Origin of the sequence: Gordonia sp. KTR9 (assembly GCF_000143885.2) — a bacterium.
Classification (GTDB): domain Bacteria; phylum Actinomycetota; class Actinomycetes; order Mycobacteriales; family Mycobacteriaceae; genus Gordonia.
Genome location: NC_018583.1, coordinates 60,234 through 85,620, shown reverse-complemented (window position 1 = coordinate 85,620; position 25,387 = coordinate 60,234). Strand labels below are relative to the sequence as shown.

Sequence of the window (25,387 nt, the reverse complement as noted above, 5' to 3'; positions counted from 1 at the left end):
CGTACGGCGTCACAATTCCGAACCAGTTCGAGCTACGAGGATTTCGTGGACAAGTGGCGATCGCCGTTGGCGTCGAGGTGGTGTTGCTGTTGACGGCCGCTTCCCGCCGCCACCACACCCGTCATCGTTTAGTGCGGTTACGGATCGCCAACACAGCCAGCGCGAGAAGTATCGGTCCGAGGATGCGGACGGCGAGATCGACGACGTGCCCCCAGCTTGTAAGGGTGACTCCCGACAGTCCAGCGGGCCGGAACGGGACGACGGCTTCCTGGGCGGCGAACAACCATGACCGCATCAGCGACAACCCATCCGCGGTCGATGCGGACGAGGTGATGGCCCCGGTGCCGAGGTCCACGGACGTGGGCGTCTTGGTCACCGTCTTGACCGCCCACGCGTCATTGGTGAAACACCACCCTGCGACCGCAATCACTACAACGAGAGTGGCCAGGGCCCGCCACGCGCGTAACCCGTACCCGGCGATCAGCCAGTACAGGGTGAGTAGCGACCTTTCCACCGAAAGCGGTGACGCGGCGAGGCGTCGCATTGTCATCTCGCCGTAGTAGAAATCGGCGGCGCCGGGCTCATCTCTACTGTCCTCAAGCGCTTTGCGGAGGGATCGATAGGTGGCGGACACGCTGCGATACGTCAGTGGTGCGGTAGGCGTGGCAGCGGGTTCAACGGTGGCGTCGGTCGCCCCACTGGCCCCAGCGGTGTCGCTGGCCGCGGGGTGCGGCTGACGAACGGCGAGCTCATCATGCAGGACGCGTCGGCTCGTCCTCCACCACTTCCGTCCGCGAGCGGGCCCCGCCCGCATCATGTCCTTATCTCCGCGGTGGTTGGTGAGAATGTCGTCGCCGACGATGACAAGTTTGTCAAGGCCGTCGGCGCCGGTGAAGGTGCAGGCCCGCAAGTCCATCCCCGACAGTGAGGTGCCGGCAACATGCGTGCGCCGTAGCGAAGTCACCGAGGCCGTCGGCGTGTGGTCAAGGGCAGTGCTGAGGTCAGCCTCGAGAAATAGCGAGGCGTACATGAGACTGCGAGAGAGGCGCTGTGCCGGGTCGAGAACTTGGTGCGTGTCTTCGTCGGGGGGCAGCCCCGATGTCGTGGCCGATGTGTAGTCGGGATCGGGGTAGGGCGGTATGAACACCCACCTGCCGATGCCAGACTTCTGCACTCGCTGTTCTTGAGCTTCCTTCGCGGTGGTCTCGGTGGCAGTTGTTGGTGTCTGGACTGGTGCAGCGTCAATGAGCGAGCCTACGGCGAAGTCGGCATCTTCAAGGTTCACCTGCGCACCAGCGATCACCAGGTGCAGGCGTTCGGTGGCTTGCATGCGCTCCATGCTGACTCTTCCCGCCGCCAGTTCTAACCGTACCGGCTGCTCGAACTCCGCCCGATCGAGCACGATCTCGACGGCCGCCAACCCCGCCGACTCCACCGAAGCGGTCTTCCACACCGTGCGAGACCAGCCGAGCGTGCGCCACCGGGAGTTACGGAACCAGGCGGCTCCGGTGAACGTCGCCCCGTCGAAATAGGTGCCTGCGGTGAACGTCGCTTCGTCGAAATGGGCGTCCCTGGTGAACGTCGCCTCGAGGAACGCGGTGTCCCCGATGAACGTCGCCCTAACAAACCGGGCGTCCCTGGTGAACGTCGCCTCGGCGAACGTGGTGTTCCCTGCGAACGTCGCTCCAATGAATAGTGCTGACCTCGTAAATGTCGCCCTGTCGAAGTGAGCGCCTGAGGTGAACGTCGCCCCGTCGAAATGGGCGACCGCGGCGAAAGTCGCTCTGTGGAATCGAGCGGACCTGGTGAACGTCGCTGTGTCGAACTGAGCGGCCCCGGTGAACGTCACCCTCAGAAACCGGGCGTACCCGGTGAACGTCGCCCTTACAAACCGGGCGTCCCCGGTGAACGTCGCTCTGTCGAACTGGGCGTCTCCGGTGAACGTCGCTCTGTCGAACTGGGCGTCCCCGGTGAACGTCGCCTCGACAAACCGGGCGTCCCTGGTGAATATCGCCTTGTCGAACCGGGCGTCCCCGGCGAACGTTACCCCGTCGAACTGGGCGTCCCCGGTGAACGTCGTCCTGACGAACCGGGTCGCCCTAGCGAACCCGAACCGAGCGTCCCCGGTGAACGTCGCCCCGTCGAACCGGGCGTCCCCTGCGAACGTCGTCCCGTCGAAATGTGCGGCTCCCGTGAGGATGCAGCGGGGGAGGCTGAGGGTGAGCGTGTGGCCGCCGGTCAGGTAAAGGTTGCCGTCAATGCGAGCGCCGGTCAGGTGGACGGGCAGCTGCTGATCGATCAGCAGGTGGCGGAGGAAGTCGGCTCGTACCTGCCGGTCTTCACTCCAGATGGCGGCGACTTCGGCGGACGGCCCCCAAGCTGGTTCAGCTTGCTCGGCTGGTGTGAGGAGATTGCACTGTCCTGCTGCGGTTGCGTCAGCGAGGAGCCGACGTTCGGCGGGGGTGATCGGCTCCACTGCTCGCTCCTTCGAGGCCGACGGCCGGGGCCCGCCGCCCGGGTTGCGGCGGCCGACCGACCGCGCACATCCGCTCGATCGTAGCGACGTCCCCGAGGCCAACAGGACGCGAGCGTCATGGACATGCTGCAAAAGCTCCGGGATGCCTGCCGACGGTTGAGGAGTTGTGTCACCGCCGGCACGTGGGTCGCCGAGCGCATGTTGTGGACAAGGCAAGGACAACCTGTGAGCGACACGCCCAACACGCAGGAGACACGCGCGGATTTGCGATCGTGCACCGCTCCGACCTGCATGTCTTCCATCAATGTTATTCACAACCCCTTGTGGTGACCGGAAATGTCAGCCACTAGGTGTAGTGTCGGAGGTGCTGCAAGACATGACGAAGCCCCGACCTCCGGGGATTGTCCGTCGATCGGGTGCTCGTGTTGTTATCAGTCTGGCAACTGTGGCTACAACACTACACCCACTCGGCAGCCTCGCCACAGAGGGCGAGGGCCGTGTCGCTGGACCTTCGTGGACGCAGCAGTAGGGAGGTGATGGCCAATGGCCACCACCAAGAAGACCCAGGTAAAGCGGGTCGGTCCTGTCCGTGTCCGGGTCACGACGACCACCACTGTGAAGAAGGTGCGTCGCCGTGGCTAAGGGCAAGGGTAAGGGCACGAACAGTCGCAGCGCGATCACGGGACGGTTCGTCTCGAAGGCGCACGCGAAGCGACACCCGCGCACGACCGTGAACGAGAAGCGCAAGTAACTCGTTCGTTCGGTCAGCTCTGGGAAAGGAGTTCCGCATCAGCTCGGCGTCGGTCACCTCGACCGACGCCGGGCTCCATCTTGATCAGTCCGTTCGCCACAGTCGTCGTGCGCTGAATCGGGCGACTTCCTAGGAGGCGGTACAACGATGCCTACACCCGACGAGTTTCCTCGTATGTCCATCCTGGACTTCGACGTCCAGATCAGTCCGCAGTTCTCAGCGGAACGTGAGATCGAGCCACACTTCAACCGCGAGCCCTCCAACACCTGGGCTGCGTTCTTCTGGCGGCGTTGTGAAGCGGCGGAGGATATTGAGTTCCTTGGAGCAAACTTCGCCCGCGCTGTCGAGGGCACCGTGGAGTACGTCGAGGGCCGGCTAAAAGAGCTGTGCGAAGAGGCGAACGACGACATGGTCGCGTACCTGGCCTCCAAACCAGATCAGAAGGCGAGCGACATCGTTGAGCTCGAGCGTCTGCAGGCAGAGGCTCAGGCCGCAGGCCGGTGGCGTCTGCCTCCACGCCCAACGCCGTATACCTACTGACCAGCGAAGACGCAGCTAAGACGTCCGTTTCCGTTAGCGCGGGCATTTCACCTGAACCGCGCGCCCATATATAGGAGTCTCTGTGGTCGCCTCTGTCGAACAGTGGCGGCAATGGGCGGCGGAGGCCATCGTCGCGTTGCTTGAGTCGGATGGTGCGGCAACTCAGCGGGGTATGGAAGCGAAGATCGCCGACGTCAAATATCCAGGTCAGCGCTATCCGATCAACCCTCATCACTTGACTAGCGCCCGTAAGCGATTGCTCGACGCAGACGTCATCGAAGAGACCCGTGAACGGACCAGGGGCGGCGGTGTGGTGCCGGTGTTCACACTGTCATCACCTACGAAGGCGGCCCAACGCGCCGCCGGCCGAAAACGACTACTCCATACCCGGTTTCTGGGATGGAGTAAAGAGAACACCGAGTGGGGTGCCCCGCCGATCCCGGCCGCGCTAGAACGGGTAATTCACGCCTCGCTCCGCGAGGCTGCGCCCTACGGATATCACATGCTGAGGCCCGACGGAGGCGGCGAAGTTCGTAAGATCGCAGGCAAGCCTGTGGCAGGTGGACCACTCGACAACGCAGCGTTCTATACCGGGATCGGCGCGGACGGTCTTCCCGCGCCGGCGATACTCACGACGATCGAAGCGAAGAACCTCAGGCAGTGGATCTACCCGAACTCCGACGAGCCGTACCAGCTTCTCGACAAGAGTGCTCGGCTGCGCCTCTCTCATCCCCAACTGCGGATCATGCCCGTCTTCGTATGCCGCCGGTCGCATCACAACCTCGGAAAGATGTCCGCCCAGCTGGGCTTCCATCTGATCTACACCGGCACCCAGTACGTGCGTCCTGCCGTTGCCGCTACTCCCGACGACGAACGAAAATTCACCGAGGTCAACACCGAGCTTGCGTACAGACTGACCCTCAATGAGGATTCGACACCCCAGATGGTCAGGCAGTTCACAAAGTCGATCCCCGGACGCATCGATGAGGCCGCCGATCGCTGGACCCAATTCTGTTCGCACCCGCAGGTTCCTGATCTGTTGCGATCACTTCGCGACCCCAAACTGGAGTACGAGGACCGGCAAGAGTTTCTGGGGGAGCTCGCGGACGCGACGGAGGAGGTCTTCGCGGAAGACTGCGAGTGGCGACACGAGCATCCTGAGGACGCCGACGGCGAGGACGAGAGCGTGCCCTTTTGAGCCCCCGGCATCTATCAGCCTTGGTCACATCCGGGATGTGACTGCTGACGACGTCCCGGTGAGGGGCATCAGATACTTCTTGACATGAGGTAGATGGTCGGAGCTTCAAATCGACTGGGAGAACTAGCAATTCTGGTTCGAGATGACATAAGAGTCACGCATGGCCTTTCCAGCGTCGGTCCGCCCGCCCCGGCGACAGGATCAGCGTTTGGTGCGGTTGCGGATTGCCAGGACCGCAAGGGCTAGCAGGACTGGTCCGAGGACGCGGACCGCAATGTCGACGACTGCGCCGAACCCGACAAGGGTGACCCCGATGGTTCCGGCCGGCCGAAACAGTGCGATGGTCTCCTGCCCAGCGAACAGCCACGGCCATGCATCACTGGTGGGGGAGAGCACAGGTGACCCCGGTCCGGTAGGTGAGATGCGCACCCAGTCGCTGTTGGTGAAACACCAGCCCGCTACAGCAATTACCACGGCCAGCGACGTCAACGCCCGCCACGCCCGCAAACCGTACCCCGATGTTAACCAATACAGCGTCAGCAGGAAACGGTCGATGAGGCGGGCGGAGCTCCGCCGCATCTCCATCTCCCCGTAGTAAAAATCCGCCGCCCCCGGCTCATCCTTACTGTCCTCGAGTGCCTTGCGAAGACTCCGATAGGTCATCGCCACCGATGCCTCCGTCGGGATCGGCACCTCTGTGGCGCGCGGGTTGGCCTCGTCGGGAATCGCCGGATCGAGCTGGACGCCACGAGCTCGGCGGCGTTCAACCACCTCGTCGTAGATCACCCGACGGGTAGCTCGCAGGCGACGAAGACGGGGGAACCTCCACCCGGGGTCAGCGTCGGTGGACTCCTGCAGCACACAGGTATCGGAGATCAACAGGCCATCAAGCCCATCCGCCCATTGAAAGACGCACTGCGTGAGATCCATCCCGGACAGTCTGACCCCGGCCACGTGTGCCCGCTTCAACGACACCACCGCGGCCAACTCGCGGTCGGCAAACAGATCAGTCAAGTCCGCTGCGAGACGGTACCGCTCCAGCGTGATTTCCAGGAACTCATTGAGAGGCATCACTGAAGATCGCTTCGCCAAACGACCGTTCTCCTCGAACAGTGGCGGTACCGACACGAATCTGTCGACGGTTGTGGGCAGCTCCATTGATTCAATCAACGACCCCGCGGCCAAGTCCGCGTCGGTGAGGTCCAGTCGTCCAGCAGCGAGAATCAGATGGAACCGGTGGTTCGCCTGTAGACGGGACCCGAACACGTGAGCCGCGACCAGCTCGACCCGAGCAGGCACATCGAACACAGCCTCGCTCAAATCGGCACGGCCAGCGACAAGACCAACCGTGACTAAAGATCCCGACCAGACCGTCCGTATCAACTCAAGACGCCGAAAACTACAGCGGGACATATCCGCCCCCTGAACGAACACTGCGTCGGTGAAATGGGCTCCGCCGGTAAAGGTCGCCTCGGTGAACTTGGCGTCGCTCGTGAAGATCGCCTTGATGAACCCGGCGTCGCCGGTGAAAGTCGTGCCTCCGAACCCAGCTCCGCCGGTAAAGGTCGCGCGGTCGAACCTGGCGACGTTGCCGGTGAAGGTTGCGCTTTCGAATGAAGCGGCGCTTGTGAAGGTCGCGCCCGCGAATCCGGCGTGGTTGATGAAGGTCGCGCCGTCGAACCAGGCGTGGCCGGTGAAGGTTGCGCCGCTGAACGAGACGTCGTCGGTGAAGGTCGCGCTGCTGAATCCGGCGTCGCCGGTGAAGGTTGCGTTGTAGAACCCGGCGTTGCCGGTGAAGGTCGCGCTGTTGAATGCAGCGTAGCTGAGGAAGGTCGTGCCTTCGAACCAGACGTCGACTGGAAAGGTCGCGCCGTTGAACCGGGACGGACCGTCAACTATGCACCGAGAGAGGTTGATTGGTGGTAGCGAGGCGCCGCGGAGGTCGAGGTCGCCGGCGATGCGGGCGCCGTACAAATTTACCGGCGTGCCCAACGTGAGCAGAAGGTGCTGGAGGAATTCGGCTCGTACTGTGCGGTCGTCTCCCCATGCTGCACCGTCGTCGGGAGAGGGGAGCTCTCGTCTAGATCGCTCCTTCCGAGTGCGGAGGTCAACAGTGCCGCCGCCGACTGATACCGCATCTATGAGTTGACGTTCGGCATCGGTTGCCGGCGCAGCGGCGGTCACGTGCGATCCCTCCATCGCTCGTTTGCTGATTGTCGGGTCATGCCGACCGCCGCGCCGATGTCTGCCCAAGAGCGACCCAGTCGGCGGGCCCTGGCTACGGCGGCGTCGAGCTGTGCGTTAGCGTTCCTGCGGGCATCTGCGGCGGCCCGGATCTCGTCGTCAACGTCGATCGGTTCGAGATGCTTACGCCGCCACACTTCTCGCGCGGCCTCTGCGACCTCAGGCCGCGCGTTGACGTCGAGGTCGGTGTCGGGGGCGAATACGCGGTGGCCAGTGAGGTCCTCGAGCGACGCTGAGGGCACCCGTGTCCACTGGTCCGGATCGGTCCAGGTCGACACCTCGGAACTGGATAGGCTGGCGCAATCGCAGCTCAACACCCAACCGGCAATCTCCGCCGATGGTCGCAGGGCGATGTCACTGCCCAGCGCGGCCATACGATTCCGCACCGGCAGTGACGCACGCGCAGCTACATCGGCGGCCTGATGCCGGCCGACCTCGACGAGCTCGTAGTCCACGCCGTCGACCATGGTCGACCCGCAGCTCTGAGTCCCGTCCGCGAATATCGCGACCAATGCCGCCTCGTGTACGTGCGTGTCGCTCTCATGCATCCAACCCATGCAGACAGGGTAGATCCACCATGTCAGGATAACCAGACGTAGATTCTGCCAACGACAGGATAACCTGACATAAGGTAAATTATCGGCGAATCATGTTGGGCAAGAACATGATTCGTCACCAGTGACGAAACCGCGCGGCAATGGGGGATTTCCGCAGCCGTTACTCGCCGCCCGAGGAACTGATGGGTCGACGCGCAACCAGCGCCACACTGCACCTGTCTGGGCTGATCAAGTGCCTCGTCGCCCACGAGTAACGGCAACGCCCGACGGTCAGGCCGGCGCAGCCGAAGGGTAATTGGTTCGTGTCGTCGAGTACAGCGCAGCAGCGACCCCAAACCCACCGGACAGCGCAACGCCGAGCGGCAGCGCTAGTCCCGACACCGGGATCAGCGCAACGAGGACCACCAGCGCGGCGATCGTGTTAGTGATGGTGCGCAAGCGGGCCTGCTTGAGGGACACCATAACTGCGAGAGAGGCCGTCCCGAGCCACAGTCGCAATACTTCTCTGATCTCGTTCACACTGATCTCCCGAAAAGCCATGCCGTCGACCTCCGCGACCTCGATTGAGCTGTCACAGACGATCGAACGAGCAAACGACGAGACCACCGACAAGGCGCGCCGGTGGTCCCATAACTGGCAATCCAGGTGGTCCCATCACCTGGCAAAATTAGCTCACAGTGGTCCCATGCTCATGGCAGACGACAAGCCCGGTGGGTGCCGCGACTACCCGCGGCACCCACCGGTCAGGTTCAGTTCGACGAACCTTCCTGGTCCTCGCGCACCAGCTTCACGATCTCCGGTAGCACCTCGAACCCGAGAGCTCGTTGGAATCCCTTCACGCCAGGGTCGTAGAACGTCGACACCGGATAGTCGGTGTCGTGCGGCAGCCCGTGCTCGTCTTCGAGCCAGTCCGCGGCCACCACGAACGGCGCGGTCCAGTTGTTGAGTCGCCGCGAGTCGTCGTAACCACCCAGCCGATACACCGACGCTCTCGACACGAATCCACCGTGCTTGATAGCCAGATCGAACGCCGCGAGCTGCACATCTTTGCCCCGTTCCTCGAGGTGTTCACGCAGCAACGTCACGTGGTCGAGAGTCCACCCGGTCGACACCGCGTCTCGCCACGAGCCGTCATCGACCTCGCGTTCGTCGATCTCCGCTTCCCGCAGCGATGCCACAAACCTCAGAATGTCGGCGACTTGCTCAGGGGTCAGATCGCCCACGTCAAGCGTTAGACTGTCAGACATCGAGATATTTCCTCTCGGTTGAGGCCCCTCCAGGAGCGCACAGCTTCCAGGCACGTTGCTCCAGGAGGGGCTATCTTCGCCACCCGGTTGGGCGACTACCTCAGATTACACGATGTTAACCATTCGTTCCAGCCATCTAATGCGCGGGTAGCTCTCTGTAACGGGAATGTTCCGGGTCGATCGTTGTGCTACAACAGTTTTGGACGGCTCAGATTGCTTCCCGGGGGATGCTTGGTCGACCGGTGGCGTCCCAGGCGAGGGTCCGGTTAGGCGTCGGCGGAGAGGTTGCGGTAGAGCTCGAAGAGCAGTTCCAGCCGTTGCCGCTCGTTGTTGAGTCGTCGGCTTGCACCGAGGGCTGTGTCGACTTCTTTGTCGAGCCGGTGGTGTGCCTTGAGGAGTTCTGGGTCCATGGCGAGGGGGTTGTATGCCTCGGCGAGGCTGCGGTTGGGGTGCAGTGCGCGGGCGGCGAGAACTCCGCGTCCGGCGGCAATGATCTTTGCGCGAGTCGCTGATGTCAGTGCCGGGACGGGAAAGGTGTTCCACGTCAGCGTGTTTGCGAATCGGACTCGTGATTCCAGGCGGCCGCCGATGGCCTTCTGCCAGGCGATGAACATCGCTGACGATACGAGAGCGAATTGTAGGCCGTCGGTGTCTTCGATGGTGAACGTGAGATCGCTGGCGATGGTGGTCGGGCCGATCGCCGCGGCGATGTAGTACGGGCGTGTCTCGCTGCACACTTTCGGCAGGCACAGGTGGGGTACGTCGCGGTGGGAGCGTTGGCCGAACAGGTGGGGGGTCGATGCCATGGCGCGCGTGCTGGCGGCTTTGCTTCGGGATCGCATGAGGGCGACCTTTTCCAGGCGTTCTTTGAGGATGGGGCTGCGTTTGACGTCGGCGGGGTCCATGTCCACGAGCCATAGGCACCAGCGCGGCAGATTGTGGAGCAGCTCCCGCGAACCGATGAACGGTCGCACGTACTGTGCAGCGACTGGATCGGCGATGACGGAGGGGTAGTCGTCATTTTCGACGATGAGGTTTCCCTCGTCGCGGGCCATGTTGCCGAAGACTGCGGGCACGATTTCGGGTGAGAGTGGTCGATTGCGTTTGGTGATCAGCACCGCCGGTGCGTCGACGAGGTAGGCGTTGATGTCGGTGGTGACCTGCACCGGATCTGGGTCGGCTTTCGGTGATGGATAGGTGAACAGTCGCTGTTTGACTGTCAGGTCCTTGGTGAAACCGACGATGACGCAGTGGACTGCGGCTTTGCCGGGCGCTTGGGAGTCCCAGGCGAAGGTGCGGTGGGCGAATGCGATACGCCAACCGTTGGCGGTGATCGGTCCGAACAGCCGTGGCACCTGGTCGCCTTGCACGATTGAGTTGGTGGTGACGAACGCGAACGCTCCGGGTCGCTGCGCGAGGAGGTCGAGTGTCTTGGCGTGCCAGGCTGTCACGTAGTCGAGCCGGCTGATGTCGCGGGTGCCCCACGCGCGACGTAGCTGTTCGGCTTGGTCGTCGGTGCGGGTGGCGTGGCCGAGGAACGGTGGGTTGCCGAAGACGAACGTCTGGCCCGCTACGGCCGGCAGTTGCGCTTTCCAGTCGAGGTCGAGGGCGTCTGCGTGGGTGATATGCGCGGTGATGGTGATGGGTAGGCGTTCGGGGGCTTGCCCGATCGCTTCGGCGAGGTTGCGGTTGGCCTGGTGGTCGACGAGGAACATCGCGGTCTCGGCGATTTTCGCTGGCCACCAATTGATTTCGAATCCATGGAAGCGGTCGATGGTCAGCTTCTGTTCGAGGGTGGCATCGAGCGACATTCCGGTCTCGCCGAGTCGGCGGCGACGTTCGACGATGATGTCGGTTTCGATTTCGCGCAGCTTGGCGTAGGCGACGTTGAGGAAATTGCCGGAGCCGCAGGCGGGATCGACGTAGATGTTCGATGCCAGTTCGTCCTGGAAGGCGGCGAGTTGGGCGGCGCTGGTGGACTTGTTCGCGATCAGGCGGTCAGCGCGGGCCCGGTAGGTATCAAGGAACAGGGGCCCAATGGTTTTGAGGATGTTGTCTTCGGTGGTGTAGTGCTCGCCCGCGGTGCGCCGCGCCTCCCGGGACTTGACCAGCTGGAACATCGCCCCGAAGATCGCCGGGCTGATGCGGGTCCACCGGAAGCGGCAGGCAGCCAGCAGAGCTTCACGCATGTCGTGGGTGAAGAAGTCCGCTGGCATGGTGTCGAGGAACAGTGCACCGTTGACGAAAGGGAAACGGGCGATCAGGTCGGGTAGCGTACGTGGGCGCCGCTCGGCGGGGGTGTTGAGGACCTGGAATAGGGTGACGAGTTGACCGCCGAGGGTGTCGGCGGTGGTGGTCTGATCGACCCACCGGTAGAACAGGTCTGCCTCCCACAGGCCGGCATCGTCGCCATAGAGCAGAAACAGAATTCGGGTCAGGAACATCGAGGCGTGCTGGACCGCGGCGTCCTCCTCGTCGGGATTGTGCGCGGCCCCGTCGGCGACCGGGGCGTCGGCATCGTCACCGACCATGGCGGCATAAAGACCAGCCATGAGTCGCGCGGCGTGGATGGAGGCGTCCTGTTCCTCGGCGCGAGTGACTGTTTCATGACCGGCGAGAAACAGCAGTTCGTCGAGATGCTCCGGGCTCTGCCCAACCGGGAACTCGACCGACCATGACTCGTCACCGAGGCGGTCGATGCGAATCCGGGCAAAGTCAGTGACCAGTACATACTTAGGGAATTCGTGTTGGCCGATCGAACCGCCGGCCAGATAGTCCAATGCCTGGTCGTGTGCCTTCACCAGGTCAGCACCCACCGATTTCGCTTCGCCGATGAACACTCCGGATTGGAAGACGTCGATGTAGCCGCCGCGGCCGGTCGTAGCGCGCACCGCGTCACGCTCGAACAGATCACGTCGAGAGGCGTTGATTCCGAAGCAGCCGAGCAGATCAGACCAGAACGACTGGGCATAGCTCTTCTCAGTGTGAGGTGCTGCTGTGCTTGTCCATTCGGCAACCGTGCCTGACCAGTGAGTCGCGAAATCGCGAAGCCGGCGGAGCACCTCTCCGCGGTCTACACCCGTTGCTGACAACCGCCCAGCTCCTCCCCCGACACCCGTCGGACCGCGTTATATCCGCTCATCATCACATCCGGCAACCCTCACACGTGGTGCGGCGTGGCCGAACCCTTTGCGTGCTGGCTGGTCGCACCGCGGACGGGGCTACCCCTGCGATTGGCGACCGCAACGCAGATGACCTGCGCGGTGTTGACGGAACGTGCCCTGGGGTGCTAGTCGAGTGACGGACTGAGATCGCCGTCTGTGGTGGGGTCGGCCCATCGCAGGGTGGTGGGGTCGACGATGTAGTGTTTGCGGTCCTCGCCGATGATCAGGTGCCGGGTGCCCGATTCCCATGCCCCATCGACATGGTGGGGATGGTAGCGCCCGACGACGAGGCGGCCCGGTTGTTGACGTCGCGACGGCGGGAAGTCGCCAGGTGGGTAGTCGCTGAGGCGGGCTCGAACGCGGTCCCCGCCGCCGGCGCCGTGCGCGACGGGATAGGCAGTGTCATCGTCAGACCATTCATAGCCGCATGCGGCGCACCGGTATTCCAGGGTGGGTCCGGTGATGACACAGCCGGCGAGAGCGACACCTGGCCCCGGAGGGCCACCAGGCATTCCCCAGATCACTTCGAGGGTGCGTTGGGCAGAACACGATGGACACAACGGCCGCCGCGCGCAGATGAGATCAGCGAGGCTGACCGGCAGGGGTTGGTGCAACTGGTCGTGACAATCGGAACACACCGCCACCGGGGAGCCGTCGGCAAACGCGGGGTCCTCGTCGTCGCCGACGTTGCGTTGGTGGGATTGGGCAGGCAGATCTTCGGTGAACTGTCGACCGCAGCCGACACAGTCGGCCGGCCCGAATGGTGCTCCGGGCGGGTCGTCGGCTGGATGCCAGCGACACCAGGAGTCGTCGATTTCGCGCCACGGCGTGGGGTGGGCCTCTTCAGCGTCGATCGCGGCGAGAAACTGCTGGCCCAGGGTGTCGTCGGTGATCGTCACCGGCGCCTTCGGCAGGGTGTCGCCTAACCGTTTCTCGATCGCCCGCAGCGACAACCCCTGGTCGAAGGGGCCCCACTCCGAGGCAGGTTCGGCGTTGAGGCCATCGTCCTCCGAGCCGCGGGACAGGGTGTCGATCTTGACGATCGCTGGGCTGGGGGCGTCGACCACGTACACCATGATGTCGCCGGCAGCATACGTTGACGGTGTCCGCCAGACGAGATCGTCGATGTCGGGGTCGTCGTCATCGCCAGGAAAGAAGCTATTTACGGCTTGCCGCCACGGCTGTAGCAGGCTCAACTGTACTCGTCCGCCGTCGGTGTTGCCGGTGCCGCCGGTCCGGGGAGTTCTTTTGCGGGCTACGATTCGGCCCATTCGGCGAATTCCTTCCACGAGATCGGAATGGGCGCCGAGCGCTTCTGTCCGTGTTTCGGTCGCCACTGCAGATTGCCCTCGGAAACGTAGAGGATGCCAAGGGTTTTGCCGTCGATCGCGACATCGAATTCGAAGTCGATGCCCGCGACGAGCACCCAGTTCCCGCTGAACCGCACGTCATGATCGGCCACGAGGATCGATCCTTCCCCAACAAACCGCACCTGGTGGTGTCGATCCCTTTTCCCGAACGTAGCGAACGGCCATGGCTTCGGCAAGGATGCGTTCAGTGCCGATGCCAGCTCACCGGTCCAGTGATCGTCGGTTGCTTCGGGACCTAGACCCTACGTCGAGGGACGGGACCGTCAGCGGCCGAACAGTGCTCGCTCGATGACATCGGGGGCGGTGTTGAAGTCGTGGGCCCAGTCCGCGGCCAGATCAAGGTAGCGGCCGTACATGTCAGCCGGGCCGTCGATCTCCCACGTGTCTGTGGTCACTCGACGCAGACTGTCGACCACCCTGCTGTCATAGATCAGCGGGCGGCCCATCAACGCATTCGCGTCGTACCCGCCGAAGTAGAGGAATTTGGTGAAGAAACCTGCCGCCAGTCCGGTGATCTTCAACCGGTTGCGTCCGCTGAGGGCTCTGTAAGCACTAACCGGCCCCTCAGACCGCACCACGGCCAGCGCCTTGGCGAGCTTGTCTGCGGCGTTGGGCTGGCTGAGGGGACGCAGCGCCCGCACCATCGTCAGGCCCGGACTTGTACCCCACACCACACACGCCACGTGCAGTTGCGCCGCTGCGATCGGCGACCCGTCCTGCACCGCTCGGGCTGCGACCTCAAAGACATCGCGGCGCGAAACCAGTCGATAGCGCCCACTGCCCGCCGACACACTGTCGAGCTCGTCAGGCCACATCGCAGCATCCGGCAAGCGTGCGCGAACCGCAGCCGGATCGAATCGAATCGATTGGCCCAGTACCCATTCGCGATCGGGAACCGAACCGTCGGGAAACAAGGTAGTCAATCGGATCGACATTCCTTCACGCTACCGGCAGAATACCGGCGACAACGCTACTGTGCGGCGACCCGTGGCGAGTGACGTGACGCGTCTGCTCGGAAAGTAACGCCGAGACGGTGGCGGGGCTGCGTCCTCCCCCGGCCGCGAGCCCCGCCACCGCGGCGTGCCGTTCACGACACGCCCGATGTCCGCGCTAAACAGCCAAACAGGAGCGGACACCCTCACGGTAAGCACCACCGGCCGCCAGGCGGCTCCTTACTCGACGGACACCAGGCAAACCCCCGATACCCCCTCGGGGAGTATCAGACTAACGGTGTAAGTGGCGTTTTCGGTTAGTTGTCTTCGCTGGCCGGCATGCGGTCGGCGAAGGTGATGGCGAATGCGTTGAGTGCTGGTTTCCACCGCATTGTCCATCGTTTCTGTCCGGTGCCGGTCGGATCGAGCGACCGGGTCACCAGGTACAGGCACTTTAGCGCCGACTGCTCGTTCGGGAAATGCCCACGAGCCCGCACTGCGCGCCGGTAGCGGGCGTTGAGTGACTCGATCGCATTCGTCGAGCAGATCACCTTACGGACCTCGATGTCGTAGTCGAGGAACGGTATGAATTCTTGCCATGCGTTGCGCCACAACCGGATAGCTGCCGGGTACCGGTGCCCCCACTCGGCGTCGAACGCATCCAGCGCCTCGGCCGCGGCTGCAGCGGTGGGGGCGGTGTAGATCGGTTTGATCGCCTTGGCGATAGCATCGCGGTGCTGGCGGCCGGCATAGCGGAATGTGCCCCGGATCAGATGGATGACACACGTCTGCACCACCGTGTCGGGAAAGACCGCCCCGACCGATTGCGGCAGGCCTTTTAGCCCGTCGCAGACGAGGAAGAAGATGTCGGCTACACCCCGGTTCTTCAGCTCGGTAAGCACCGCCAGCCAGTACTTTGCCGACTCACCATCGCCTTCACCTGCCCACATCCCGAGCACGTCACGATGCCCGGCCAGATCCACCCCGATCGCGGCGTAGATCGGCCGGGGCCCTACCTGCCCATCGCGGATTTTGACATGGATGGCGTCGATGAACACCGCGGCGTAGACGCGTTCGAGCGGACGGGCATGCCAGGTGGCCATCTCTTCGAGCACCCGGTCGGTGATCCGGCTGATCGTGTCTTTGGAGACCGCAGCACCGTAGATGTCGGCGAAATGGGCGCTGATTTCACCGGTGGTGAGCCCACGGGCATACAGCGACAACACCACCTCATCCACATCAGTCAAGCGGCGTTGGCGCTTCTTCACGATCTGCGGCTCGAAGGTGCCCGCCCGATCCCGCGGGACATCGATCTCGACCTGCCCACACGCATCAGTCAGCACGGTCTTCGACCGAGACCCGTTGCGCGAGTTGCCACTCCCGCGACCACGCTGGTCGTGCTTGTCGTAACCGAGATGCTCAGACATCTCTTCATCGAGCGCCGTCTCGAGCACCGTTTTGGTCATCGCTTTGAGCAACCCATCCGGACCGGTCAGGCGGACCCCGGCCTCCCGGGCCTGGCGGACCAGCTCGCGGGCTACCTCGAGTTCATCGACGCTGCGGTCCGCAGGCACCTCGACGATCCCGTCATCGTGTTCATCAGATGGCTCCACAGCCACCAGAGTGTCGGTCATGATGCGACCTTCCTGCCCCCGACACACCGAGGGCGGTAAGGCCACTTACACCGTTCTCACGACAGTCCCCTCGCCTCGGGATCGGTACTTTGAGATCGGTGGCATCACCCGTCGTCTGAACGAACGATGGGACCCAACTGACTCACAACTCGGAATGATCGGGACTGTCGTCCTGGGTCCGTAACGTGGCTGGGACACTGTCTACAGGCGGTCGAGCACCTCAGCCTTCTTGCGGTTGTACTCGTGGTCCGACAGCAAGCCCTCGTTGTGGAGGTCAGCGAGTTGTCGGAGCGCAGATGAGACGTCGGTCCGAAGACTGGTATCAGTCCGTGGTGATGTCTGCGAGTGCTTTCGGGTAGCGCGTTCTCGAGCGGCGGTGGTCTGAGCGACCAGTTCCTCAACGAGTTGTGCCGGGCGTGGCTCGCTGAACAGCGAGACGTGTGACGTCATGTTGATCGTTATGTCGGAAGTGATGAGTCCCCGACGAAAGCCGACGGATTCAATCGCGTCGAATGGGAAGATCTCCGTTCGCGGTCCGAGGTAGTCGCCGACGTACATCAGGCGCTCTGTAGTGAGGCAGAGCAAGCCCACCTTCAGCTCGTAGCTGCCGTGAAGGAGAATGAGTACTCGTTCGTCTGGATGGAGGAGAGCGTCGAGTCGGTGGGCGGCTTTTCCCAGAATTCGGTCGCTCCCGCTGACGCTCGCGCGAGCAAGGGAGGCTTGAACGTCCGGACGCAGCGTTCGACCCGATTTGGGCGGGTCGGCCGACTGCGGCGGATCTGTTTCTGATACGACCGTTTTCTCGTCTGTAGTCGATGCCGGGACGCCCATTTTGGCCACTATCTCGTCGAGGACGAGGTGATGCTGGCGGCCGTTAGTGTCGATTGTCCAGTCGACGAGTGTGCAATTTAGGTCATCCGCGGGTCGGATTCCTGCTGTCAGTGTCGCGGCCCAGCGGTTCTTGCGGATGGCGCGTGGGGCGGACGCGGTGACGGGGTTGGAGTTACCCTCCAAAGTGAAGCCGGCCGCAGTAAGAGCCGTTACGACAGCGTGAAAAACGACTTCGTAAGGACCTTCGAACTGGTCGGTTCGATTCACTGCGCTGACCATACGTAACTCTAACGGATGAGCTTCCAGACGCCGCAGCTTCAGCTGTCGCGCAGTGCCGGACGGACACCCGCGCGGCCGAAAGATTCCGAACGACCGGCACATAGCGGACCCGGTGTCCGTGGGTAAGCTCAGCGCGGCCGGTCGCCTTACCGGGCGGAACTTAAGGGGTTGCGGGTATGACGTCGGACGGCGAAGTCACGTACGAGACGAAGACGGTCCGTGCAGTCCGGGGCATGGAGTCGATCAAGAAGTGGGAAGCCGATGGTTGGGAATTCGTGTCTCAGTCGCCTGGCAAGGTACAGGCGGAAATCACCTTCCGACGCCCCCAACCCAAGTCGCGCCGGCTCCTGTGGATGATCGGCGGGCCGTGTCGGTGGTCGTGTTGGCGATCATCGTCGCCGTTGGGGTCGTCAGCGAGAAGAACACTGCTCCAGCAGAATCCGCGAATCCCACGGGGGAAAAGCCAGCAACACCAAGCCTGCAACTCTCCCCTGAAGCCACGGATAGGGCACCGTCCCAGTCGTCGAACGCCGATGGCATCGTGCTTACGTCGAAGAACAGCCCCGAGTTTGCGGCCGCCCTCGCATCGTCCGACTACTGCTCACCCGCCATCGCAGCGTTCGCTAAGGCGCACCGTGGTCAAACGATCAGGTTTCGCGGCAACGTCGGCGAGATGGCACCGCACGGGGCCTCGAAGACCCGATACGACATCCTCATCAACGCGGGCGACTACAACCACTTCCCCGGCGGACGACGTGAGCTCCTCCACCAAGCACTCCAGCAATCAGGCACCGCAATCAGCAAGACGATCGACAAAGCTGCCGACGTTGGCCCGCTGCAGGCGCTCGCAGACTTTCGCGAGTTCTGGCGCAGATCCTCACCGACTCTTCGTTCCAGGCAGGCTGCCCGGTGGTGTCAGTGGTCACCTCCGATGCCGACGAAGACTCCCAACAGGAAGCCGCGGCGATCCTGGGCCACTGGCACCAAACACTCTGCACCGCACTCACTTCCGCAGAAATCGGACAACAACGAGCCGAACGCCTCGCCACCCTCACCGTGGCCTCCATCGAAGGCGCCATCGTCCTCGCCCGCGCACAACAGAGCCTGCAACCCCTCGACGACGTCATCGACGAGTGCCAGAGCCTTTTCAAAAGCGCACTGGCAACGTAGCTGCCGGGTATACGTATGATGCCGTGCGATTCTCGGAAGCATGACCGATGACGACTGGGTGGTCCCAGAAGATGACTACGAGCCGTTCGACGAGTGGATGGTGATCGAGTTCAGTTACCAGATCTTTGCAACCCGCGATGAAGCCGAACGCTTCGCTGCCGCACTGCACGACGTGATCGCTCCCATCGTCGGTTCCGTCGGCCGCTGCCAGACGGGCCGCATCGAACTCACGTCGGCAGCCAACGGGCAGCACGACGAACAACACTCGGCCTCACGTCGGCGACGACAACCTGGACAGAGTCTGTACGACGTCGAGTTCGCGGTCCGCGGTCGCGGCGACAGCAACTGGCTCAGCCACTCGATCTTTCACGCCGTCCATGCAGCACGCCTCGATTGGGAACAGATGACAGAGGGGCTGCGGCAGGGCGCCGACCTCGCCGCGGCGCTACAAAAGTACCCTCAGCTCGCAATTGGCGTAGGTGAGGCGAACGATCACTCCCCTTCTGATGACGACCCAACGGTCAATCCACCGCGCTACCTCTGATGGCCGGGCAGCAGCGCGATGGCTCACCTGGACGAACGTCATAAGACAACATCATCGGCGAATCCCTCTGTGCCGCAATATATTTCGTCACCAGTGACGAAAGTGTGCAGGAATCAGGGAGAGTAGATGAGAGATTTTCGCGTCCTAGTGCACCTGTCGGCAGCTGGTCGTTCGCTGTCCTCAGCACCGGTTGATGCACGTACATGTGGAGCTGCTCACGGTATGGTCATCGGCGGGCTGAGGGAGATGAGTTGAGGTCAGAGATTCGCGACAGCACGATCCGCCACCTGTCAGAGCGCGTGCGCAAGCGGAACTATACGAAGTACCTGACGGGTATGCGTGTGGTGAAGCTGCGTGGGTTCACCGACGTCGAGGTCCGATTCGACTTTCCCGTCACCGCGCTTATCGGGCCCAATGGAGCGGGAAAAACCACCATCCTCGGCGCAGCTGGACTCATCTACGACTCCGTTCCACCTCGCAGGTTCTTTGCCAAGAGTGGCACCTACGACGGGTCGATGCGTGGTTGGAAGATCGAGTACGAACTTATCGACAAGACCCGCCCCGGCTCGCCTTCTATTAACCGAACCGCGAGCTACCTGCAGGCCAAGTGGAACCGCGATGCCGTTAACCGTGTAGTCGTGATCTCGGGGATCGGTCGTACACTCCCTGCGAGTGAGCGGAAGGACACGTATCGCTTCATCAAGGGCGACTTCGAGGGCGCACGCGAGGTCACCTTCCCGCAGGATGTGGTCAACGCGGTGGAGAACATTCTCGGCAAGGCGGCCGCGAACTATCTCCAAGTTGACGCGGACGCTGAAGGTAAGAACTCGATCTACGCCGTGCGCGGAGCCACCGACGCCGAAGACAGCTACAGCGAGTTCCATTTCGGTGCAGGAGAGGCGAGCATCATCCGCATCGTTGCCCGCGTCGAGGAGGCCCCCGACGACTCACTGCTCCTGATTGAAGAGATTGAGAATGGTCTCCATCCCGTCGCCACCCGCCGCCTCGTCGAGTACCTGATTGATGTTGCTCGCCGGAAGTCCTGCCAGGTCATCTTCACCACTCACTCGAACGACGCTCTCGCTCCGCTACCGACAGAAGCTGTCTGGTCCGCCTACCGCGGTAGGGTCACTCAGGGCAAGTTAGACGTCGCTGCACTCCGCACACTAACCGGCCAGGTGGAAGCACAGCTGGCCGTTTTTACTGAGGATGCCTTCGCTGCGATGTTCGCGGAGGTGACACTCCGGGCGTATTGCCAGGCGAACAACTATGAACTCGCGGGCATCGAGATCCACAGTCTGGGCGGTGCCGCACCCGCAAGAGATCACACTCGCTTCCACAATGAGAACCCGTTGCGACGCTTCCGAGCGATCGCCCTCCTCGATGGAGACAAGCGGGACGAGGGCGGCTACGCCAGCCGACAGATCACGGACTCGGCAGACCCGGATGATGCTCCGGAGGATGGCCGCGCGGACATCACCTACGGCCCCGGTGATGGGCACCCTGAGGCTGCAGTGTTCGAGGACATCCATGACAACCTCGACGTCGTTGGCAACCTACTCGGCAAGCTGACTATCGCGTTACAGCTCGACACTCCAATGCAATCGAGGGTGCGTGGCTCCATCGATGAGCGGCGGCGCACGAACCGCGACGTCCACATCATCTTCGCCCAGATCGGCGAAGACCTTGACTTCCTCTCCGAGTCGCTGGTCCAGCGCGCGTTCCTCAGCACGTGGGCCAACACGTTTCCCGAGAAGGTCGCCGCAGTCTGGGACCCCTGCCGTGAGCTATTTACACGCAAGGCGGAGTAGTCCGCCGCGGTGAGCGCGTTCTACGCGATCCTCAACGTGCTCATCCTCGGCCTGTTCGGATTCTGGGCCGACCTACGACGCGCCCTGAGCAACCGTCGGCGACCCACCGGCCCACCCGACATCGAGCGCATCCAGTGAACAATCCCAAGTGCGCGCGGCGGCGATTAGAGCAAAGAGTCGATTTGCTAGTGTGCCTGGACGTTCTTCTGAGTTGCCACACCCAACCGAAGATCGTTCCTCACAGGATAGGAGGGGAGGGCGGTGAACTCCCCCGAATGTGCAGCCCCTCCCCTCCGTCCTGGCTACGCGCGCGACAGCGACCAGCGTCGGTGTGGGTCTTCATTGCTGGTCGTGGATGCTAATGCCCGATCTGGTGGAGTATCTGCGAGAGAGGAACTTTCAGGGCTTCGGCGATGCGGGCCAGGGTGATGATGGTTGCCCGCCGCGATCTGTCTTCCACGCCGCGCAGCATGTTGCGCTCGACGCCGGCCTCGAGACCCAGGGCGCGCTGACTGAGGCCCAGTTCCTCGCGGCGGGTCGTGATCGTTTCTCCGAGAGCGCGTAGCAACGCTGGGTTCGTCGATGTCGACGGCCAGGACGGCTCCTCCTGTTGTTCGACCTCGACGACCATGAGTTCGAAGAACGCGCCACACGTTCCGAGCGGGACCGCGCAACGGCCAACTGCGTGCTGCACTACGCCGACCAACACCATCCCCTGCTGATCCTGGTCGAATGCACCACCGAGTTGCAGTCCTGGGGTCCAGCGGTCCCCGGCCGACGCAAGGTCGGCGACGGCTCGACCTATCGGTGGTGGCTGCGCGGTCAGAGCACGTGAACCGAGTCGACGGTGGCGGGGTCGGGTTGGAGGCCGGCGGTCTTCATAGGTGCTAGAGCGCGGTACTACGTCCGAACGGGGTACAGACGCAGCCCGATTGTTCCGGCATCATCTGCACGAGAAACCATTTGGTACGGAGGAGTGTCTCGTGAAACGACTCATTGCAGGTGCAGGGGCGGTTGCCTTCGCTTTCGGACTGACGTTTGCCGGCGGCGGGGCCGCTCACGCCGCTCAGGGTGGCATCACCCCAGACAGCGGCACCGTGGCGCACACGTGGGTCAAGGTGGGCCGTGCCGAGTTGAACCAGAGAGGCGCCCAGGCGGCGTGCTTGTCTACTGGGCTGGGTTACTGGGGCTGCGACGGGCTCGTCGCCGCGCTCAACGCACAAAAGGGTCGTAACCCGAGCGCCAATGGATACTGGGCTGAAAAGTACTACAAGCGGAGCAATTCCAGTACCATCAGTGTTCGCTCCGGTACCTGGTGATCGTCCTCGGCCACAGCTGAAGCGGTGGTCGCCGACCGACACGTCCGTCGGATCAAGTCGCGTGAAAATGGGTTCGGGTCCGTCGTTGCGCCGCGCCGAAGGCGAGCGGGTGGCGGCTGTGCGATGCGAGAGTTGACGTCGTTCCACCACGTCCCGGGGCAGTACAACTAGCCGAGGCCGGTGGGCGCAGGTCTCCATCGGCGTGCTAATTCCTTACGATGGCCCGCAGCCTGTCTCGGTTGGGCGCCGAGGCGGCGGCCTCGTCGAGGAGGATTGCTGGCGGGCTCTTCGGAGATGTCGTCGTGCAAACGGCACTCTTCGGCGCCCCTATCTACGGGTAATCGGGCGGTCGAAACGTCAGTGCGAAGCTAGTCGTACTCCCTGTCGAAGCCGAGGGCGCGAAGGTGCTCGACGTCGGGAATGCGAACTCGCGCAATGAGGAAGCACTCGGCCGCTCCCGCAACAAGCATGACGGCGCCGTAGACCCATGTCGTGGTGTGTCCGTTGTTGAGGGCGGCTGTGGTGGCACCGCATACGACTGTGGCCGCGGCGAAGGTCATCGCGACCCGTTGGATTTGCCGCGCACGGGCGACAGCGGTCGCGGCGCTCTCGTGTCGAGGTTGAAAGTGATTCAGCCGATAGTGAAGTACCTCGGCGGTGACGATCGTGGCGAGCCCGGCAAAGAGGAGGATGGTCGCTGTCAACTCCATGGGTGCTATGCCCTTCTGTTGGCGATTAGCGCGAGGTCTACGGTGAATTCTTGGGTCTGACTGAACTCGCCGCGTGCCGAGCGTCAAGAACTCTCAATGTCGTTACGTTGCGGGTCCCAGCCGACAGCGACGGGTAACGGGTTGAGAAAGTTACTCATCACTGCGCACCGTTCATGGTCACGAACCGAGGAGGTTTCGGTGGTGCTGACGGTGCAGAGCTGCGCGAATTGTGCGGCCTGGTCCGAGTTCTTTGGCGATCGACATTTCGCCGACCATCAGTAGTGTCAGCCAACCGAGAATGGCTATTGTCCAACCTGCCCCGACGAGGACGCCTGGCGGCCACGAACTGGCGATGATCCGCCAGACCGCGCAGAAGGCGGCGACGAGCACGCCGACAGGCAGAAGGGCCACGCCGACGAATCCGATGACCCACTTGAACCGGGCGGGCGGCGGAGTAGGTCCGAGTTCAGGGTGCGGCTGCCAGCGCACCGCCCGAACGGGCTGTGTCGCTGCGTCGATGACCGCTGCCGCGCCGAATCTCGACCAGTAGACGAGACCGCCCAGGAGCAGCATCTGCCAGACGAATCCGGCCGTTACCGCTTGATTCAACGCGGCCGCCTGACACGCAAGACGCGTGCGACGTACATCGCCGGGTTCCCGAACCGCAACGGCGGGCCGGCGAGCTCGTAGCCGTGGGCATTGATCGCGGCGAGTGCGGCCTTTTTCCGTCCGCGTCCCTTCCCCGGAACATCAAACTGATCGAGCACGCGCCTGTCCTGGTCGTTGTGTCCGTTCGCGGTGACGGTGACGGGCCCACCGGCTACATGGAACATTGCCATCGGATAGCCAGCCTCCATGGCATTGGCGCCCGACTCGCCGCTAGGGGTGAAGAGGTTGACGACGGTGTTGGTCAATCCGGTGAACATCAGGTTCCTCCTACGTCGCTTGTTGCCTGCTGTGCGGCGTTGTTCCAGGTCGTCGACTCGCAGTTACCTTTTCATGAAGGTCCGACAGTCTCGCTGAATCAGTCGGGCAGTAGGCGCGAGGCGGCAATGCCGAAGTGGTCGGCTATCCGGTAGAGCGTTCCGATGGTGATGTTCTCGCGCCCGGCCTCGATCGCCGACAGGTGGGTTCGGTGCACGCCAACAGCTTTGGCTACTTCGGCCTGCGTCTGACCGCAGCTGGTCCGCGCGTCGCGCACACGCTTGCCCAGCTCCTGAAGTCTCTCCACATGTTGACTATATCCCACACGTATGTAGACTAAAACCATCACCGCTGATGTTGGTGGTGAACCTTCGCTGCCGACTCGGGCAGAAACAAGAGTGGTCCGCGGGTGCTGGAACACCCACGGACCCGACGCACACCACGGAAAGGGCCGTGACATGCATCAATGCGCCACTCTAGTCGAACAGGCCTCGGGCTATCTTGCCGCCGACCACACCATCCGCCGCATCACCCCGACCGCCCGGGCGAGCGCCGCAGCGGCGATCCTTGCGCACTACCCGCCGACGTCGGCGTTCGATGACGGATTCCGGCAGCGGCTTGTCGAGTTCACTACTACCCCCATGGCATCTGCCGATTACCGAAAGGGACGGTAGGCCAATGCAGTTCACAACGTTGGAAGTCCTGGCCGACGTCGCCCCCCTCAAGCTGGAAGCTCCTGAGCGCTTCATGCAGCTGGCGTCCAACCTCGGATGGGGGGCCTCGATCGTCGGGGTGGTCATCCTGCTGGGGGCGGGCCTGCGAGCCGCCATCGCGAAGAAATCGGGCGAAGTCACCGACACCGTCGCTCCACTTGCGATCGGCGGTGTCATCCTCTCCTCCGTCGGACTCGTTCTGACTCTGGTCGGCCCCGATCCGGATCAGGACAGGCAACCGACCTCCACCGATGCGCCCCCCGCGCCGACGCCGCCGGCCCCGGTCGAGCAGGCACCGTCGGCACCCGAGGCGTCCACCGATTACACGACGCTGTGGATCATCGGCGGAGCCGTCGCGGCCAGCCTCATCGTCGTCGCTGTCGCGGTTCTCGCCTACCACAAAGTGAGCCAAGCACGTTCCCGCCGAGACATTCTCGTCAAGAGCACGCGCGCTCAATGGGCCAAAGCGGCCGACATCCTCGGCTCCATCGACGCTGACTACGCCGCCTATCACGCCGACCTCGCAGACCGGTTGTTCACCCGCCCACTCCTCGACGACACCAACGACCCGCGCACCGCGGCGTTTCTCGACGCCTACACCGCCGCCCACGCCGCGGCCTACGACTCCCGGCCACTGGACAAAGACCTGGCTGAGCGTGCCGTCGCCACTGCCCTGGCGGCCCGCGACGCATGGAGCAGTGCCTCACGCCACGCCCGCGAGACCGGGCTGAATATCCGACCGGCCAAGCGTGAAAAGCTCACCCGCGCCCGCAAACTGCTCGACCAGGCCCTGGACCCCACCATCACCGACGGCTACCGCGACACCCTGCTCGACCGCATCACCACCATGCTCGCTGACGCCGGCGCGCACCGCATCCCGCCCGTCCGGACACTGGTCACCGAAGCCGTTCAGCGCCAACTCGACACCCCGGCCTGTCGGCCTCAGCTGCAACAATGACGCACTGAACGCACA

General features: G+C 63.2%; 24 protein-coding genes and 2 pseudogenes. 10 read left to right on the top strand and 16 right to left on the bottom strand.

Annotated features, from left to right (window positions below; genetic code table 11):
* Positions 1-121: 121 nt before the first annotated feature.
* The gene (locus tag KTR9_RS25975) at positions 122-2,476 is read right to left on the bottom strand and encodes a pentapeptide repeat-containing protein (RefSeq protein ID WP_014928940.1); all 2,355 of its coding nucleotides are present in this window, start codon (positions 2,474-2,476) and stop codon (positions 122-124) included.
* Positions 2,477-3,401: 925 nt separating this feature from the next.
* Here KTR9_RS25975 and KTR9_RS25970 point away from each other — a divergent pair.
* Together KTR9_RS25970 and KTR9_RS25965 are read left to right on the top strand one after the other, a co-directional pair.
* The gene (locus tag KTR9_RS25970) at positions 3,402-3,767 is read left to right on the top strand and encodes a hypothetical protein (protein ID WP_044508754.1); all 366 of its coding nucleotides are present in this window, start codon (positions 3,402-3,404) and stop codon (positions 3,765-3,767) included.
* An 82-nt stretch (positions 3,768-3,849) separates the two neighbouring features.
* Positions 3,850-4,965, top strand: a complete 1,116-nt coding sequence (locus tag KTR9_RS25965) for a hypothetical protein (protein ID WP_014928938.1) — start codon at positions 3,850-3,852, stop codon at positions 4,963-4,965.
* Between the two features lie 201 nt (positions 4,966-5,166).
* Here KTR9_RS25965 and KTR9_RS25960 read toward each other — a convergent pair whose 3' ends face one another.
* The 10 genes from KTR9_RS25960 to KTR9_RS25915 all read right to left on the bottom strand — a co-directional run bounded on the left by KTR9_RS25960 (position 5,167) and on the right by KTR9_RS25915 (position 17,211).
* Positions 5,167-7,149: a pentapeptide repeat-containing protein gene (locus tag KTR9_RS25960; protein ID WP_014928937.1), complete on the bottom strand. Its 1,983-nt coding sequence runs from the start codon at positions 7,147-7,149 to the stop codon at positions 5,167-5,169.
* Entirely contained in the window at positions 7,146-7,766 is a 621-nt protein-coding gene (locus tag KTR9_RS27795; RefSeq protein WP_014928936.1) for a hypothetical protein, read from the bottom strand. Before KTR9_RS27795 ends, KTR9_RS25960 begins: the two co-directional genes overlap by 4 nt.
* Before the next feature lie 270 nt (positions 7,767-8,036).
* Positions 8,037-8,306, bottom strand: a complete 270-nt coding sequence (locus KTR9_RS25950) for a hypothetical protein (protein ID WP_148281346.1) — start codon at positions 8,304-8,306, stop codon at positions 8,037-8,039.
* Positions 8,307-8,515: 209 nt separating this feature from the next.
* Complete coding sequence (locus tag KTR9_RS25945) at positions 8,516-8,944, bottom strand: hypothetical protein (protein ID WP_238554189.1); 429 nt, start codon at positions 8,942-8,944, stop codon at positions 8,516-8,518.
* 335 nt (positions 8,945-9,279) lie between these two features.
* On the bottom strand, positions 9,280-12,105 hold the full coding sequence (locus KTR9_RS25940) for a DNA methyltransferase (RefSeq protein ID WP_014928932.1): 2,826 nt from the start codon (positions 12,103-12,105) through the stop codon (positions 9,280-9,282).
* A gap of 197 nt (positions 12,106-12,302) precedes the next feature.
* Complete coding sequence (locus tag KTR9_RS25935) at positions 12,303-13,448, bottom strand: hypothetical protein (protein WP_014928931.1); 1,146 nt, start codon at positions 13,446-13,448, stop codon at positions 12,303-12,305.
* Positions 13,433-13,639, bottom strand: a complete 207-nt coding sequence (locus KTR9_RS25930; RefSeq protein ID WP_148281345.1) for a hypothetical protein — start codon at positions 13,637-13,639, stop codon at positions 13,433-13,435. The genes KTR9_RS25935 and KTR9_RS25930 overlap by 16 nt, the downstream gene beginning before the upstream one ends.
* Before the next feature lie 171 nt (positions 13,640-13,810).
* Positions 13,811-14,482 carry an 8-oxoguanine DNA glycosylase OGG fold protein gene (locus tag KTR9_RS25925; RefSeq protein ID WP_014928929.1) on the bottom strand — a complete coding sequence of 224 codons (672 nt, stop codon included), beginning with the start codon at positions 14,480-14,482 and terminating at the stop codon, positions 13,811-13,813.
* Between the two features lie 314 nt (positions 14,483-14,796).
* On the bottom strand, positions 14,797-16,113 hold the full coding sequence (locus tag KTR9_RS25920) for an IS256 family transposase (protein WP_014928678.1): 1,317 nt from the start codon (positions 16,111-16,113) through the stop codon (positions 14,797-14,799).
* A gap of 201 nt (positions 16,114-16,314) precedes the next feature.
* The gene (locus KTR9_RS25915) at positions 16,315-17,211 is read right to left on the bottom strand and encodes a PH domain-containing protein (protein ID WP_158409770.1); all 897 of its coding nucleotides are present in this window, start codon (positions 17,209-17,211) and stop codon (positions 16,315-16,317) included.
* Between the two features lie 64 nt (positions 17,212-17,275).
* Here KTR9_RS25915 and KTR9_RS28320 point away from each other — a divergent pair.
* The 5 genes and pseudogenes from KTR9_RS28320 to KTR9_RS28200 form a co-directional block, all read left to right on the top strand.
* Positions 17,276-17,947 (top strand): annotated as a pseudogene (locus tag KTR9_RS28320) (DUF4839 domain-containing protein); the annotation flags it as partial.
* Positions 17,948-18,006: 59 nt separating this feature from the next.
* Positions 18,007-18,393, top strand: a complete 387-nt coding sequence (locus tag KTR9_RS28090) for an LmrA/YxaF family transcription factor (protein WP_443134926.1) — start codon at positions 18,007-18,009, stop codon at positions 18,391-18,393.
* A gap of 40 nt (positions 18,394-18,433) precedes the next feature.
* Positions 18,434-18,937: a hypothetical protein gene (locus KTR9_RS25905; RefSeq protein WP_014928925.1), complete on the top strand. Its 504-nt coding sequence runs from the start codon at positions 18,434-18,436 to the stop codon at positions 18,935-18,937.
* A gap of 251 nt (positions 18,938-19,188) precedes the next feature.
* Complete coding sequence (locus tag KTR9_RS25900) at positions 19,189-20,748, top strand: ATP-dependent nuclease (protein ID WP_014928924.1); 1,560 nt, start codon at positions 19,189-19,191, stop codon at positions 20,746-20,748.
* 9 nt (positions 20,749-20,757) lie between these two features.
* A complete protein-coding gene (locus tag KTR9_RS28200) occupies positions 20,758-20,886 on the top strand; it encodes a hypothetical protein (RefSeq protein WP_274518074.1) in 129 nt (42 codons plus the stop codon).
* 220 nt (positions 20,887-21,106) lie between these two features.
* On the opposite strand, the gene KTR9_RS25895 is transcribed toward KTR9_RS28200, so the two are convergent.
* On the bottom strand, positions 21,107-21,379 hold the full coding sequence (locus KTR9_RS25895) for a helix-turn-helix domain-containing protein (protein WP_044508839.1): 273 nt from the start codon (positions 21,377-21,379) through the stop codon (positions 21,107-21,109).
* On the opposite strand from KTR9_RS25895, the pseudogene KTR9_RS27515 reads away from it, so the two are divergent.
* Positions 21,353-21,568, top strand: a pseudogene (locus KTR9_RS27515) (DNA cytosine methyltransferase); the annotation flags it as partial. The gene KTR9_RS25895 and the pseudogene KTR9_RS27515 sit on opposite strands and share 27 nt — an antisense overlap.
* A 163-nt stretch (positions 21,569-21,731) precedes the next feature.
* Positions 21,732-22,067 (top strand): hypothetical protein, encoded by a 336-nt coding sequence (locus KTR9_RS27510; protein ID WP_148281343.1) that lies wholly within the window; start codon positions 21,732-21,734, stop codon positions 22,065-22,067.
* 368 nt (positions 22,068-22,435) lie between these two features.
* On the opposite strand, the gene KTR9_RS25890 is transcribed toward KTR9_RS27510, so the two are convergent.
* From KTR9_RS25890 to KTR9_RS25875, 4 genes are all read right to left on the bottom strand, one after another.
* Positions 22,436-22,777, bottom strand: a complete 342-nt coding sequence (locus KTR9_RS25890) for a hypothetical protein (protein ID WP_044508740.1) — start codon at positions 22,775-22,777, stop codon at positions 22,436-22,438.
* A 177-nt stretch (positions 22,778-22,954) separates the two neighbouring features.
* A complete protein-coding gene (locus KTR9_RS25885) occupies positions 22,955-23,386 on the bottom strand; it encodes a hypothetical protein (RefSeq protein WP_014928919.1) in 432 nt (143 codons plus the stop codon).
* Positions 23,383-23,703, bottom strand: a complete 321-nt coding sequence (locus KTR9_RS25880) for a hypothetical protein (protein WP_014928918.1) — start codon at positions 23,701-23,703, stop codon at positions 23,383-23,385. The genes KTR9_RS25885 and KTR9_RS25880 overlap by 4 nt, the downstream gene beginning before the upstream one ends.
* Positions 23,704-23,801: 98 nt before the next feature.
* Positions 23,802-24,008: a helix-turn-helix transcriptional regulator gene (locus KTR9_RS25875; protein ID WP_238554188.1), complete on the bottom strand. Its 207-nt coding sequence runs from the start codon at positions 24,006-24,008 to the stop codon at positions 23,802-23,804.
* Positions 24,009-24,379: 371 nt separating this feature from the next.
* Between KTR9_RS25875 and KTR9_RS25865 the strand changes: the two genes are divergently transcribed.
* On the top strand, positions 24,380-25,372 hold the full coding sequence (locus KTR9_RS25865; protein WP_014928915.1) for a hypothetical protein: 993 nt from the start codon (positions 24,380-24,382) through the stop codon (positions 25,370-25,372).
* Positions 25,373-25,387: the final 15 nt, after the last annotated feature.